We start from the raw sequence: 13,485 nt of genomic DNA on the forward strand, positions 1-13,485 counted from the left end.
TAGTGGATTTTAAGCGAGTCTTGTCTACGGCGGGAATCGTGACGCTGACAGGAGCTTTGCTCCTCACTACGGCCCCGACTGCGTCAGCAGATTATGTTAGAGATCGACAATGGGCTCTGGATGTCTTCTCAGCGAAGGACGTCTGGGCTGAATCTCAGGGCCAGGGTGTGACTGTCGCCGTCGTTGATTCGGGAGTGGACGGCGCTCACCCAGACCTGACCGGTCAAGTCCTACAGGGGAAAGACTTCACAGGCGGTGGGAACGCCGAGCAGGACAAGATTGGTCACGGAACGAAAATGGCTAGCATTATCGCTGGCCATGGTCACGGTGCGGGGAACTCTTCGGGTGTTATTGGACTGGCGCCGAAGGCTAAAGTGTTGCCCCTGCGTACGCTACAAACGAGGTCCGACAAAAACCTCGATGAGACTTGGGGTGCTGCGGTTCGATACGCCGTAGATCACGGAGCAAAGGTAATTAATCTTTCCTTTAGCGATGAGTGGTCGAATACTACGAGTGCGGGCCGGGACGCTATTTCCTATGCTGAAGCTCATGATGTTGTCGTTGTAGCGGCGGCAGGTAACGAGGGATCTTCTGCTGTAGATGAGCCTGCAGCTCTGTCTGGCGTCGTGGCCGTCGGGGCGGTCGACAAAGATGCCAATGTCTGGGACGAATCGAATACTGGTAAGCAGCTAGCGCTCACGGCTCCAGGCGTCGACATTGTCGGAGCAAATCCGACAAAGTCGAACGGATACGGCATGGCCAGTGGTACCTCAGAGGCAACGGCCTACGTTTCTGCCGCAGCGGCTCTGGTTCGGTCAAAGTATCCCGACCTCAGTGCGGGTCAAGTCATCAACCGGCTGATCAAATCGGCTACCTTCGCCCACCATGGAGGTTTGAAGGCGCCTGATCGGCAGTACGGTTACGGGATCATTCGGCCGTACTCGGCCCTCACGATGAACATCCCCGCCGGCCCCAAGACGAATCCGCTCGGGCAGCTCGCGTCCTCTACTTCCACCGAATCGTCCGCGGGGACGAAGCCTGCTGATCAGGCTGACAAGAAGACGTCCTCTTCCCGCAACGTCCTCCTGCTGGTCGGTGGAATCGCAGCCGTCCTGATCATCGGCGCTGTCGTAGTGGTCGTCATGCGGCGCCGCGGTAACGGCGGCAATGGCGGCAACGGGAGCTCCGGCGGCGGGGCCGGCCAGTACCCCACGTACCCGCCTGCCCAGCAGCCGTACGCCTCGACTCCCGATCAGGGGTATCCCCATCCCCAGGGGCAGCACCCGCAGCAACCCCATCCGTATGGACAACAGCCCCCTTACCAGGGGCAGTAGTCACTGCTGCGTCGGTGCAGCAATCGGCCTGAGAAAGGGATGGGGTTCTCTCGATGGGTGCAATCGTTCTTCTCATCGGCGTGATCGGACTCGCTGCAGTGGTGGCAGTGGTCGTCTTCGCCGTGACCCGCAGTCGCCGTAACGCGGGGAACCGTGGTCCGGTCAACGGGGCTTATCCGCCGAGCGTGGGTTATGCGCCGCAGCAGGCGATGCCTCCTGCTCAGCCCCCGTATCAAAGCCCGCCCCCAAACCAGGGGTACGGGTATCCCGCCCCGCCTGCGCAGCCTCCGACCCAGCCGAATCCCTACACGCAGCAGCCCCCGTACGGGCAGTGAGGCATGTCGGTTCTCCTTCGCCTCTGTAGTCGGCGAAGGCCGTGCTTCCGGAGTTAACTTTCGGACAACCGTCTGACGTCACCTCAGGCAGGCGAAGGGGCATGCCGCTCAGGTTCGCAAACCGCAAAGGTGTAGCAAGGGGCCAGCAAAGTCCCCAGTCCCAGGCCCATTTGCGGTGCGTGGCTGACTGATACTGGTGAGGTGCACGGGACGACGCGGGAGCTGGTGGACCGGCTGGCCGCATCGCATGAGGGGCGGTTGGACGGGGCTGCACTGGTCGGTGCGTTCCGGCGGGCATTGGTGCTCGTCCCGCTCGACGGTGAGGCGGTGTGGTCGACCGATTTCGGGGGCGTGAGGTGGCTGTATGCCTTCACCGGTGAGGATTCGATGGGCCGGTTCCTGGCCGCACGAGGTAGCGGGCCAGACACGGAAGTGCCGTACATGAAGGTGTATGGCTCGCGGCTGCTGGGCGTTGCGGTGCCCGCGGCCGGCGTCCCCGCCGGGATCGCGGTGGACGTGGCCGGGCCGTGGCCCGGGCTCCTGCCACCTGCGGCCGGGATCGTACCGCCGGTGGCGGCGGTGGCGAGGTGAGCAACGGCTACCAGGTCGATCCGGACGCTCTGCAAACGGTTGCGAAGGGCATCAACGCGGCGATCGGCGAACTGAAGTCCCTGGGAATCGACGAGAGCGGTGAAGTCGGCCGGGGCTTCTCGAACGTCGAGCTGACGGGCATGCAACTGGGCAACGCCGGACTCCGCGGTGCCTTCGACGGGTTCTGCGAGCGATGGTCGTGGGGGGTGCGCGCGCTCGTCCACGACGGCAACGAGATCGCCTCCCGGCTGGGGCTGTCGGCCGGGCTCTACCACGACCAGGAGCAGTACGTGGAGAACACGCTCAAGGACGTGGTCAACGCGTCCATGGGCAACCCGCATCTCACGCAGGAGCAGGTGGAGGCCCAGTCCTGGAGCAAGACGCTGTCGGACAACTCGTTCAACGACTTCCGGCACGCGGACCTGTCGGGGACGTCGTTGCAGGATGCGCTCCACCACTCGGCTCAGACGTGGAAGGCCGAGGGCCGGGACATGATGGACGGTCCGATGGGCTTGCGCAAGGACCTCGCGGACGCGGCAGGATACGGCGCGCAGTACGGCCAGGCGCAGGACGAGATGTTCGGCCCTGAGCAGAAGAGCCAGTAGTCGGGGACTGGAATGGGTGTCGGAGACTGGCTTGACGGGGCCTGGGACACGGGCAAGAAGGTGGTCGGCGAGACGGTCGACGGCGCGGCCCATGTGACCGGAGCCGGGCTGGACTTCGTGGGACTGCACGACGCGGCGAAGTCCGTCGACGACTGGGGTGACAGCGCGGCCGACAGCCTCGGCGTCGACATTCCGGAGAAGCAGTTGGGGGAAACCGACGATCCCAAGGAACTGGTCCATGGTGACCCGGCTGGAATCCGGCGGTCCGCCGGTCATCTGCGGCATTTCTACGGTGCGTTCGAGTCCACCGGGTCGGGGCTGCTGCGGCTGGATCACGACCACTGGCAGGGCGACGCGGCGGATGCGTTCCGAGCGAAGTTCACCCCGCATGCCAAGCAGTGGTTGACGGCCGCCGACGCCTGCCAGAAGGCCGCCGACGCCTTGGAGGCGTACGCGCACGCGGTGGAGTGGGCGCAAGGCCAGGCCGAGCAGTGCCTCGACACGTACACGAAGGCCCGGGAGGCCTACGAGCGCGCGGAGGCGGCGTACAACCAGCAGGTCGCCGCCTACAACGCCCAGGCCGACTGGTACAACGTCGTGGTGGCAGCGGGGGGCGATCCGGGTGTCGTACCCACCAAGCCGGGGAAGTTCGACGGTGACCAGTACGCGGCCGAGATGGACCTGGCGCGGATGGACCTGCGCCGAGCGCGCGAGCAGCGTGACTCCGCGGCACGGACAGCTTCCCAAGCGGTGGAAGCGGCCACGAGCTCCGCACCGAAGGAACCGAGTTTCGCCTCCCGCCTGCTCGCGGACGGCGAGGACGTGGCCGCCGGGTATGTCCTCGGCGTGACGCACGTTGCCGGCGGTCTCGTCAAAGGCGTCGCGGATCTGGCGAGGTTCGCTCGTGGCCTGAACCCCATGGACCCGTACAACATCACGCATCCGGCGACGTGGCTGGACCAAGTCAGCACCACGGCAGCCGGAATCCTGCACGCCTCCAACCATCCGACCGAGTTGGTATCGGCGCTGGTCGGCTCTGGGTGGGGCTCTGACCCGGCCGAGGCCTTCGGCAAGTTCATAGCCAACGTCGGCGCCGGTGTGCTCACGGACGGGGCCAGCGCCGAAGCGTCGGTGGCCGAGCGGGAGGCCGTCGGGGTGGCCGAGAACGCGGCCAAGAGTGAAGCCGAGAACATGGCGGAACACGGGGCGGCGAACAGCGGTGGCGCGCTGCCCGAGGGCTGGACCATCGAGCCCGAGGAGGCGGCTCACAACTGGGATCATCTGGCCCAGTCGACGGACCATGTCTCCGCGAAGGCCATCCATCACGACGTCACCGACCTGGAGACACAGCGCAAGTTCCTGGACGATCAGTACCCGTGGCTCAAGGACGTCAACGGCAATGGCTATTGGGACAACGTGCCCGGATACAACCAGAACTGCTCGAAGAACGTGGAGGCGATCGACGGGCGTCTGGACGGCCATGACTCCGTCGCGGAACCGCTGCACCAGCCGGCTTGGCCGAGCAAGGAGAAGCTCGGCAACCCGGACGCCGAATGGCAGAACGGCACCAGCTACGATTCCATCATCGAGGACATGGACGAACGGGGAGTCGGTTCCCGCGGCGTCGTCTACATATCCAGAGCGGACGGGACCGCGCACGTCTTCAATGTGATCCACGACGCCAACGGAGTCGTTTTCCTGGACGGGCAGACAGGGATGCTGGGCAACCTGGAGAAGGACGTCACAGAAGTTCGTTATCTGCCCTACAAGTAGTTTCCTCGAAGCGTCGAGTCCTGTGAAAAGAGGATCGGGTCCTGAGAATGACGAGAGACGAAGCCGTCGAGGCGGCCCGTGCCCATCTGCGGGAAGTCTACGGAGACGGTCCGCCGACCATTGTCATGCTGCCGGAACTCTCGGTCGAGCACGATGCGGCGTGGGCCGTGCGTTTCGACAGCCAGGAGCACATCGACACCGGGGACATCACCCAGGCGCCGATGGTGCGTGTGATCGCCGTATTCAAAGACGGGTCGTTCGTGGGCTTTCCGCCGTCCGCCTACACCACTGAGCAGTCGAAGACGTGGTTGGCGACGGGGCAGCGGCCCAGGAAGCCGTTCTGATCCCATGAGTGATCCGGTATCGCAGGCTCTGGACTGGCTGCGGCTGACGTACCGCGGCATGGTGGAGCTGACCGGCCCCGGCCCGGTTGCCGAGAGACCTCAGGCATGGATCTTCGGTTGCCGCGCGCGGCCGGTACCCGGCTACCCGACGACTCCCATGCTGACCTCGCTGCTCGCCGTCCCCAAGTCCGGAAGCCGTCCGTTCCACCCGGCCACCGACGACCCCTGGGCGGATCTGGAGGCATTCGACCGTTCCCCCGGGCCGCGTGAGCCTGCCGAGCAGGCCCTTCGCACCCATGCCCGCGGCTGTCTCCTGGCCGCGAACGCGGCCTTGAACGGTGGCAAGGCGACACCGTTGCCGTGGCAGCCGTTCCACGAGGCGCCGGGCTGGTGGGATCGTATGATCCACTGGCACTTCCCCGCCGCAGAGGTATCGGCGTGCGCGAGCTGGGACGACGTGATCGCCGCAGTGCGGGAGCCGGGCCCGGGGACCCGTGGCGCGATCTGGATCCGTCGTGAGGCCTACGGTGTCGAGGGGACAGGACACCTGGTCTACGCACACAACAACAACGGCCAGGTGGTACTTCTCGATCCGCAGGCGGGTCGGCTGGCACGTCTTGAGCCCACCGGGATCCGTGGCCTGACACTCGCTCGTTTCGCGGGGGGCGGCGGCGACGAAGCCGGCCCGGTGGCTCCCGCCTGGCAGCGTCATGCCCCCGACCTCACGTCGGCGATCGGGAAGGCGGAGGAGTGGCTGCTGGACACGTACAAGGGTGACGTCGTCCTGGTGGAGCCCTCGCCCGCTGACGAACTCGCTCGTGGCTGGCTGTTCGCCTGCAACAGCAAGGCGTTCCTCGCCAACGGACGTCCGGCCGACGCCATGCTGGACGCCGCCCTGGTCGTGCCCAAGGACGAGTGCGAGCCGTTCGGGCTGCCCAACTCCGAGCCGTGGGAGTGGCTGGCACGCTGGGACGGCGGAACGGAACCGGGTACCGACGGCCTCGATCTGCCACCGAAGCCGGGGCCGGCCAAGTGGATGCCGCAGACGTTCGGCCGACTTGGGTCCGTAGTCTCCGTCACGGATCACACGGAATGGGCAACCGTCCTGGCCGAACTTGCCACGTCACCCGAGGGAACGCGCGCAGTGGTCTGGATCCGCCGGGAGGACCGCCGGGGCCGTGAGTCCGTCGGCTTGCTCGTCGTCGCCGCCCACACCCCCCAAGGCCTCGTGCTGATCGACGCTGCTCGTGACGCCCCTGCCCAGCCGGACAGCGCGGGAGTGCGCTCGCTTCACGTCCTTCGCTACCGCTGAAGGGCTCAGGCGACATCGCCCTGGAGATCATCGCCGTACGACTGTCCGTGTCGATCGCGCATGGGGGACGTTCCTCTAACCTAAGTCGACTGCGACCTGGTCGGCGATCGTGTTCCCGCCTGCGGCGCCGTTGCCGGGACTGACCAGGAGTCGCCGGATACGGCGGAGGGGCAGGTAGACGTCCGCTCGGGGCAGTGGCAGGGAGCGGGCCGTGTCGTCCGCCGGGTCCGACTGCAACTGCAGTCCGCACAGCACGAGAACGCCCGGTCCTGCCGCGACCCGTATCTCCTCGACCGTGTTGTTGTCGTTCGCGGAGAGCGCCTCGAACAGAGCACGCGCCGAGAGTTCGGCGTCCCGTTCGTCCAGCGGGTCGAGGCGGGCGAGCAGTGAGGCGGTGGTCAGACGGCCGTCGGGGGCCTCGTCCAGGCAGAACCCCGCATAGAAGGAGTTCTCGGCGAGGGCATGGTCCGCCACCTCGCGGTAGGCGTGGAAGGCGACTTCGCGCTGGAAGTCGGTTCCGGTGGGCCAGATCTACTCCGCGACGGCCCAGAATTGTCGCAGGCGTTCCTCGCCGCTGAGATCGACCCCAGGGAGTGGAACCCTCCGGGGATGTCCAGGTGCAGCATCGCTTCGGCGGAAGGCGTCGATGCCGTACCCATCACGAGTTCGTCGGCTATGGGTCGCGTCACCACGAGTCCTTTGCGTGTACGGGACGGAGAACTACACCGTCACGAAGGTCCGTTGAAGCCTCCAGAGCGAGGGAGTGCGCCGATGCGAGGCGTTGCAGCGCGCTGAGCGGTACGCCGCGGTATTCGCGCGGATGCAGTAGTACGCCGAGGCGGTATCCGTCGGGATGCACCTCATGCCCGACGCGGTGAGCGATCTTCGTGTGCAGGTTGAACCTGCCTCGATCGGCCTCCAGGGCCAAGCGGGCGAACTCTCGGTCGAGGTCGTCCCAGCTGTCGTGGAACTCGTCGCAGGCGTTGTCGAGTTCCTTGCTGCCAGTCGTCTTCGGCCCCGTGTCGCGCAGGGCGTTCAGCGCCGAGCGCATCTCCTCCTGACTGCGGTGCAGCTCCCTGACGAGGCGGTCGAGCTCCGGTATCTCGACCTTGAAGCCCGCTCCCATGGTGCCGGTGTCCCCCTGCCGTGCAAGCAGCAGTCAATGTTCGGTCAAGCTGCAGTCAACACTGCTTGTCACACGTTATACGCATGGGTGAACCGTGATCGGTCGGGGGGCTTCCCTTGTGCAAAAGTTCTCCGGGGATCCTGCCTGGCAGTGGACACGAAGTGTGCACCGAAGCCCCACAAGGAGTGTGCGAGGCCGCGTCGGTGAACCTCGTAAGGTGATCCGTTACTGACGGGGGACGATGTACACGTGATGCCGCTGCCGAGACTTCGACGCGCGGCTCCGAACGGCACATCATGCCCCTCACTTGCAGGAAACGTATGTGAGGAAACCGATGTCTTATCCGACGCCGCCCGGAGGCCCGGGCAGCGCCAACCCGTACGGGCAGCCGCCCCGGCAAGGCGACTGGCAGCAACCGCAGTGGCAGGGATCGTTCCAGGGACCGCCCCCACCTCCGGCGATGCCGACAGTCGCGCCACCTTCACCTACCGGAACTCCAGGCGGCGGAGGGCGCACCGCTCGTACCGTGATCGGTTCCCTTCTCGGCCTCTTCGGTGTACTCGTTCTCGTCGGAGGGGGAGCCCTCGCTGCGCAGGCCTACAGCAACAGCCGGCAGACCATCGCGAATCCCGAGTACGGCGAGGCCGTTTGGAGTGACGAGCCGGTCGACAGCATTTTTCCCGACACCCTCGGTGGGCGTGACGGCCGTCTGGGAGGTCTCACCAACCCCAAGTTCTCGTACTGGCACCGACTCGGCATCTCCCCGGAGACCTCCTGCAGCGAGGGACTGACGGCGAGGACGCTCGCGAAGGCGAAGGAACTGGGTTGCAGGGCCGTGCTGCGTGCAACGTACGTCGATCCCACCGGGGACATGGTCGGAACGGTTGCCCTCATCGTGATGCCCGGCGACGCATCGAAGAAGCAGGAACTGGCCGATGCCTTCGAGGCCATGGAGAACGAGGGGGCCGTTGCCCCCTTGTCCGTGCCGGGCACTCCGGCTTCAGGGTGGAAGAAGATCGGTCGCTGCGGGTCTGCGCTGACAGCGGCACCCGACGAGCACCTCCCGTACGCCGTGGCTGCCACCATGGGTGCCGTCGACGGGCGGCTTGCGGGTCCTCTGCCGGGCGACTGGGGGAAGGACTTCAGCGACATGATGGCCGACAAGGAGTCCTGGTACGCGGAAGCGAAGATTTTCGCCAGGATGCTTGAGCTGCACATCGAAGACCTTCAGCTCGGGGGTGCGAAGTGATGACCCGACGACGCACGAGGGCGTCCGTCGTCGGCGCTGTGCTGACCGGCCTCGTCTGCACGCTGCCGGTGACTCCCGCGTACGCTGCCACCACGCCCGCTGGATGGGAGGCCGGCGCTCTCGGTCTCTCCTCGGCGCACCGCCTCAGCCAGGGCGAAGGGATCACCGTGGCCGTCCTGGACACCGGAGTCGTGGCTGACCACCCCGCACTCAGGGGAAGAGTGACCACAGGCCCCGACTACCGCAAGGACGGTCTCGACCCGCAGAGCCCCAAGTGGGGCATCCATGGCACCGAGATGGCGTCCGACGTTCTCAAGGTCGCACCCCAGGCCGAGATCCTTTCTGTGCGGGTGCTCAATGACCAGGACAAGGAAAAGATCAACGAAGGACACGTCATCAAGGGTGGGGCCGGTTCGGTCGCCCACGGCATCTTCTACGCGGTGGATCACGGTGCCGATGTGATCTCGATGTCTCTCGGCTCCGGTGAGGTCGGGAACTACGCCAACGAGGACGATGTGGCAGCCGTCGGTTATGCGCTGAGCCACGGGGTGCCGGTGCTCGCGAGTGCAGGCAACAGCGGCGGCAAGCTGAACGAGACCTCGTTCCCGTCCGGTTACGCCGGAGTCATCGCCGTAGCCGCGACAAATCGGAGTGGGGGACGCGCTGCGTTCTCCACCGTGCACACCTACAACGAGGTGGCCGCGCCAGGCGTGGACATCCTCAGCGCGAAGAACACGGGTGGCTACGAAAAGGTCGACGGCACGTCTCCCGCGACGGCCCTCGCGTCGGGTGTGGTGGCGTTGATGCTCTCCCACAATCCCAAGCTCACACCCGCCCAGACACGCGCGATCCTCACCGGCACGGCCGGCCATCCGCAGGGAGGGTGGAACGCTCTCGTCGGGTACGGGCAGATCAATGCGTCCGCCGCGGTGAAGGGTGCCGCCTCGCCGCCCGCCGACAAAACCGTCCCTGTGAAGTACCAGGGCAAGGAGCATTTCGCGACGCCTGTGGGCACATCGAAGACGACCCATCCCAATATGGAGCAGAGTCTGTGGCTCACTGGTCTGGGAGCAGCGGGCGTCGGGCTCCTGCTGTCGGTCGGCGGGCTGCTGCTGGTACTCGGCGGCCGTCGCAAGGGTAAGAGCGGCATGGCGGCCATGGCGCCACCATCAGGGCCCTTCGGAGTCTGACGGAGGCGGGCGGCTGCTCGTCGACCTCATCGGCGACATGAAGCTCCCCACGCACGGAGAGGATGCATCTCAACGGTTGCGGTGGGGAGCTTCGCCCCCTCGACGGGCGGCACGCCGCTCAGGGCTCATGAGCTGACGACCGCTACACGGCAGGGTTGTCGTAGCTCCTTCCCGGTTCCGGAAAGTCCTTCAGTACGACGCCGAGCCCACCGACCGCCAGTCCGCCGGCGACGGTCGCCTCATCGATCGCATCCTGTACGGCGCTGTACGCCTCGGTCGCGCGCCCCCACGTCCTCACCATCTCGGCGATCTCGAGAACCGCGGCACCATAGCCGGCGATGAGCCCCACGCCCGTCTCCGCCAGCGCTGTGCCGGCCGTCAACTCGATCTCCAGGATGAGCGCCTGATCCGCCAGTTGCTCCAGTACGCCCTTGATCAGTTCCGCACCTCTGGCGATCGCACGGCCGACATCCATGTACGAGGTTTGAAGATCCTGAAAGTGCCCGTCAAGGGAGTCGATCTTCTTCGCCAACTCGTCGAAGTACACGTAGGCGGAGTCCGCGGCGTTGCCGTGCCAGCCGGCGTCCAGCTCTCTGTTGCCGGACCGCAGGTTCGTCGCCAGATCCCGGGTGAAGCGGCCCGTGTTGCGCCACATCTCGGCGCATCTCACGTACGACTCCCACTCACCGGTGAACCAGGAGATCGCCTGCTCCAACGGGTTCACCCCCAAGGCGAACTCGATGACGCCCAGCACCCATTCACTGGGACTGAGAAAGTCGCTCACCGTTTCGACGCTGTCGCCGATGACCCCCTGGGAGAACTCCTCGGGACTGCTGGGTGCTTTGAGGTGACCGACGGGTTCGACGGGGTCCGTGAAACTCATGGGGGTCTGTTTCTCCGTGCGGGCTAGCGCTTGCTCGGCGGGTAGGTGGCGTCCAGCCCAGACGCCTGGGCCCGGTCGGTCGTCCTGTAGTACGCCGCGGACTTCGCCAACTCTTCCGCGCTGGCCGACATAAGCGTGTGCAGGCGGGTGAGGACCTCCCTGGCCCCCTCCATCGCCTGAGCGTGCAAGCCGATGGCGTACAGGAACAACCCCTGCCCGTCGAGCGCACCCATGCCGCCGTGCCTCTTGAGGTACTCCTGCGCTTGATGCGCATCGTCAGCTGCGCGGCCCACCTGGCGGCTGTACCCGTCGAGGTCGTCGGGCCTGACTTGGAACGCCATGTTCCACCCCACGTCGTGTGTACGGTCCGTAATCGATCGGCTACTGTAGCGCGCCCCGAAACCCCGCGACGAGGAGCAATACGCATGGAACGGCCCGAGGTCGGAGACGAGGACTTCCTCGACATCGCCAAGGACCCCGCCCGGGCAAGGGCGTTGCGCAAGGCGATGCAGCGGCTCGCGGAGAGCCGGGACGAAACTCTTCGGGAAATGGCCCGCGACGTGCTCGCCGGGCGGATCGGGCTGCGCCAGGCGGCGCGGAACGGCGCGTACCGGGAAGCCCTGAGCGAAGGAGCCAGGGCGGGCATGCGCGGGTACGAGCAGATGAGCATTGCGGAACGGAAGGCCGCCGAAGCCGAGGGGCGGCGCCAACGGGACCAGTGCCAGGCGGAGATCGACCGGGAGCGGGCCGAGCGGCAGGGCGAGCGCGCGACGGGCCATAGGGGCCGGACGGCACCCGATCGGTCGCGAGGCCGGTGACTGCGGGCGCAAGCGCGTCGCCCAAATGAGTGAGGCCCCAAGGGCCGCCGGCGATGAGACCAAGGCATCGTTTTGGCCAGAGGCCCGCAAATTGTGAGTCATCGCCTGACTCCGAGTACTCAAAGATCCGCTCCTTCTGCACGCCCCCCGGACATGCTGGCGTCGTCCGGACGATCGACCGAGGAGCGGCATGAGCGGGCAGTTCGGGGTCGACCCCGCCACACTGAGGGAGCTGGCGGGCAAGTTCGACCGGGAGGCGACGGGACTCGCCGAGCCGATCGAGGGGTTCGCGGCGAGCGCGGCCGAGATCGGTGAGGCATTCGGCCTGCTCGGTGTCTGCGACGGCGCCGCGGAGAAGTACGGACAGCTGCTGAGCCACACGGTCAAGGCACTGGGCTGCCTGCCCCACGTACTCAACAGCGACGGAGACCGGCTCAGGCTCAACGCGGGCAACTACGCCGACTCCGACCAGACCGCGGTCGGCTATCTCAGCGCCGCCGTGCGGCGCTCCGGGGGCCCGGCGTGAGCGTCAACAGCTGGATCGACGGCAAGGTCCTGGAGATCCTGGAGGCGTTCGGTGTGGAACTGCCGGGCGGTGACGGCCCCACTCTGCGCTCCGTCGCCCACCAGTGGGACACCATGGGGACCGAGCTGGGCGACCTCGTGCGGGCCGTCGACGCGGCGATCGCCGGCGTCGACAGGCAGGGGTGGCACGGCGAGGCACGCGACGCCTTCGAGAAGCACTGGCAGGAGCAGCGGCGGATCATCCTGCGGACTGCGGACGACTTCCATCACGTGGCCGACGGGTTGCGGGCATACGCCACGGAGATCGACGGCATCAACGAGGAGATCATCGACATCTGCGTCGAGATCGCCGAGATGGAGATCGCCGGCGCCGCACTGTCCTTCTTCACAGGCTTCCTCTCCGACCTGGTCGCCAACACCGCCGTGGCCGAACGGGTGGCGAAGATCGTGGATCTGGTCAAGGTGTTCACCTCGGCTGCGGAGAAGGTCGCCGCCCTGCTGGAACGGTTCACCGGGCTGAGCGCGGAGACCGTCGCCACCCTGGAACGGGTCCTCACGACCGTCGCCCGGATCACCGCGGACTTCACCAAGACGGGTATGGAAAGCTTCGTCACCAACTTCGCCGCTGACTCCGGCAGCCTCATGCTGAACCAGGCCGCCCACGGCCAGCCGGTGACCGTCGGCGACGACCTCACCGCCGGAAGCCGTGCCGCGGCCGGCACGGCGGCGTTCACCGCGGTCGCCGGAACCGCCGGGGCGCGCCTGACCGGGACGGCCGGCGACATCCTGCGGGGCGACGGCCTCCTCGGTACGACGGTCAACGGCGCCGCCGGCAATGTGGCGGGCGGTCTCACCGCCGACGTCGTCGCCGGACAGGACCCGGCGACGATCGGCGAGGACGCGCTCACCAACGCTGCCACGGGGGCCGTCGGCAACGCACAGAACCACGGCGTCAACCACGCCCTGGAACAGCACGGCAGCCTGGGCGGAGAGAACCTGAGCGACCGCGGGAAACTCGCGGACGGCTCGTTCAAGAACACCGTGGGCACCGCCCTCAACACCGGTGTCTACGCTGCCGGTTCCGGTATCGAGTCCGATCTCCAGGACCTGATGAAGGATGAGAAGGACGAGTGAGAGTGCCGAGTGTCGTCGACCTCGCCGCCGTGTGGACGCCGAACCCCGACCAGCCGTACACCTGGGCCAAGTTCTTCGGGCTGCTGGCCGTGGTGATCGGCTGTGTGATCGCGGTCGTCGGGGTGTACGCGGCGCGCAGCACCTGGCGGGGGCTCGATCCGTCCCGCCGGCGCAAGCAGTTGAGACCGCTCACCGTGACGGCCGGTGTCTTCGTCGCCGTCGGTGCGGCCTTGGTGGCCTTCGGGGTGTGGCTGTTCTAGGCGTCC

The 13,485-nt window shown here is 66.6% G+C and carries 16 protein-coding genes; 12 read left to right on the top strand and 4 right to left on the bottom strand.

Features of this window, described 5'->3' with window-relative positions:
• Positions 1-38 precede the first annotated feature (38 nt).
• The 6 genes from mycP to LN251_RS22620 all read left to right on the top strand — a co-directional run bounded on the left by mycP (position 39) and on the right by LN251_RS22620 (position 6,294).
• Positions 39-1,334, top strand: coding sequence for a type VII secretion-associated serine protease mycosin (gene mycP, locus LN251_RS22595; RefSeq protein WP_458245967.1), 1,296 nt, complete (start codon positions 39-41; stop codon positions 1,332-1,334).
• Between the two features lie 536 nt (positions 1,335-1,870).
• Positions 1,871-2,260: an SseB family protein gene (locus LN251_RS22600; RefSeq protein WP_458245968.1), complete on the top strand. Its 390-nt coding sequence runs from the start codon at positions 1,871-1,873 to the stop codon at positions 2,258-2,260.
• Complete coding sequence (locus tag LN251_RS22605) at positions 2,257-2,865, top strand: hypothetical protein (RefSeq protein ID WP_458245969.1); 609 nt, start codon at positions 2,257-2,259, stop codon at positions 2,863-2,865. The genes LN251_RS22600 and LN251_RS22605 overlap by 4 nt, the downstream gene beginning before the upstream one ends.
• Before the next feature lie 12 nt (positions 2,866-2,877).
• Positions 2,878-4,638 (top strand): putative T7SS-secreted protein, encoded by a 1,761-nt coding sequence (locus LN251_RS22610; RefSeq protein ID WP_458245970.1) that lies wholly within the window; start codon positions 2,878-2,880, stop codon positions 4,636-4,638.
• Positions 4,639-4,685: 47 nt separating this feature from the next.
• Entirely contained in the window at positions 4,686-4,982 is a 297-nt protein-coding gene (locus LN251_RS22615; protein WP_458245971.1) for a YrhB domain-containing protein, read from the top strand.
• 58 nt (positions 4,983-5,040) lie between these two features.
• Complete coding sequence (locus LN251_RS22620; RefSeq protein WP_458245972.1) at positions 5,041-6,294, top strand: YrhB domain-containing protein; 1,254 nt, start codon at positions 5,041-5,043, stop codon at positions 6,292-6,294.
• Between the two features lie 75 nt (positions 6,295-6,369).
• Here the strand turns inward: LN251_RS22620 and LN251_RS22625 are convergent, their stop codons facing one another.
• Together LN251_RS22625 and LN251_RS22630 are read right to left on the bottom strand one after the other, a co-directional pair.
• Positions 6,370-6,768: a hypothetical protein gene (locus tag LN251_RS22625; protein WP_458245973.1), complete on the bottom strand. Its 399-nt coding sequence runs from the start codon at positions 6,766-6,768 to the stop codon at positions 6,370-6,372.
• 211 nt (positions 6,769-6,979) lie between these two features.
• Positions 6,980-7,420, bottom strand: a complete 441-nt coding sequence (locus LN251_RS22630; protein WP_458245974.1) for a hypothetical protein — start codon at positions 7,418-7,420, stop codon at positions 6,980-6,982.
• A gap of 526 nt (positions 7,421-7,946) precedes the next feature.
• On the opposite strand from LN251_RS22630, the gene LN251_RS22635 reads away from it, so the two are divergent.
• Positions 7,947-8,669 (top strand): hypothetical protein, encoded by a 723-nt coding sequence (locus tag LN251_RS22635; protein WP_458245975.1) that lies wholly within the window; start codon positions 7,947-7,949, stop codon positions 8,667-8,669.
• The gene (locus tag LN251_RS22640; protein WP_458245976.1) at positions 8,669-9,859 is read left to right on the top strand and encodes a S8 family peptidase; all 1,191 of its coding nucleotides are present in this window, start codon (positions 8,669-8,671) and stop codon (positions 9,857-9,859) included. Before LN251_RS22635 ends, LN251_RS22640 begins: the two co-directional genes overlap by 1 nt.
• A gap of 142 nt (positions 9,860-10,001) precedes the next feature.
• Here the strand turns inward: LN251_RS22640 and LN251_RS22645 are convergent, their stop codons facing one another.
• Together LN251_RS22645 and LN251_RS22650 are read right to left on the bottom strand one after the other, a co-directional pair.
• Positions 10,002-10,742, bottom strand: a complete 741-nt coding sequence (locus LN251_RS22645; protein ID WP_458245977.1) for a hypothetical protein — start codon at positions 10,740-10,742, stop codon at positions 10,002-10,004.
• Between the two features lie 23 nt (positions 10,743-10,765).
• Positions 10,766-11,083, bottom strand: a complete 318-nt coding sequence (locus tag LN251_RS22650) for a hypothetical protein (RefSeq protein WP_458245978.1) — start codon at positions 11,081-11,083, stop codon at positions 10,766-10,768.
• Positions 11,084-11,167: 84 nt separating this feature from the next.
• On the opposite strand from LN251_RS22650, the gene LN251_RS22655 reads away from it, so the two are divergent.
• From LN251_RS22655 to LN251_RS22670, 4 genes are all read left to right on the top strand, one after another.
• Positions 11,168-11,560: a hypothetical protein gene (locus tag LN251_RS22655; protein ID WP_458245979.1), complete on the top strand. Its 393-nt coding sequence runs from the start codon at positions 11,168-11,170 to the stop codon at positions 11,558-11,560.
• Between the two features lie 190 nt (positions 11,561-11,750).
• Positions 11,751-12,086 carry a WXG100 family type VII secretion target gene (locus LN251_RS22660; RefSeq protein ID WP_458245980.1) on the top strand — a complete coding sequence of 112 codons (336 nt, stop codon included), beginning with the start codon at positions 11,751-11,753 and terminating at the stop codon, positions 12,084-12,086.
• Complete coding sequence (locus LN251_RS22665) at positions 12,083-13,219, top strand: WXG100-like domain-containing protein (RefSeq protein ID WP_458245981.1); 1,137 nt, start codon at positions 12,083-12,085, stop codon at positions 13,217-13,219. Before LN251_RS22660 ends, LN251_RS22665 begins: the two co-directional genes overlap by 4 nt.
• Positions 13,220-13,221: 2 nt before the next feature.
• Positions 13,222-13,479 carry a hypothetical protein gene (locus tag LN251_RS22670; RefSeq protein ID WP_458245982.1) on the top strand — a complete coding sequence of 86 codons (258 nt, stop codon included), beginning with the start codon at positions 13,222-13,224 and terminating at the stop codon, positions 13,477-13,479.
• Positions 13,480-13,485: the final 6 nt, after the last annotated feature.

The sequence above is a fragment of the Streptomyces sp. MAI_2237 genome, assembly GCF_054189285.1.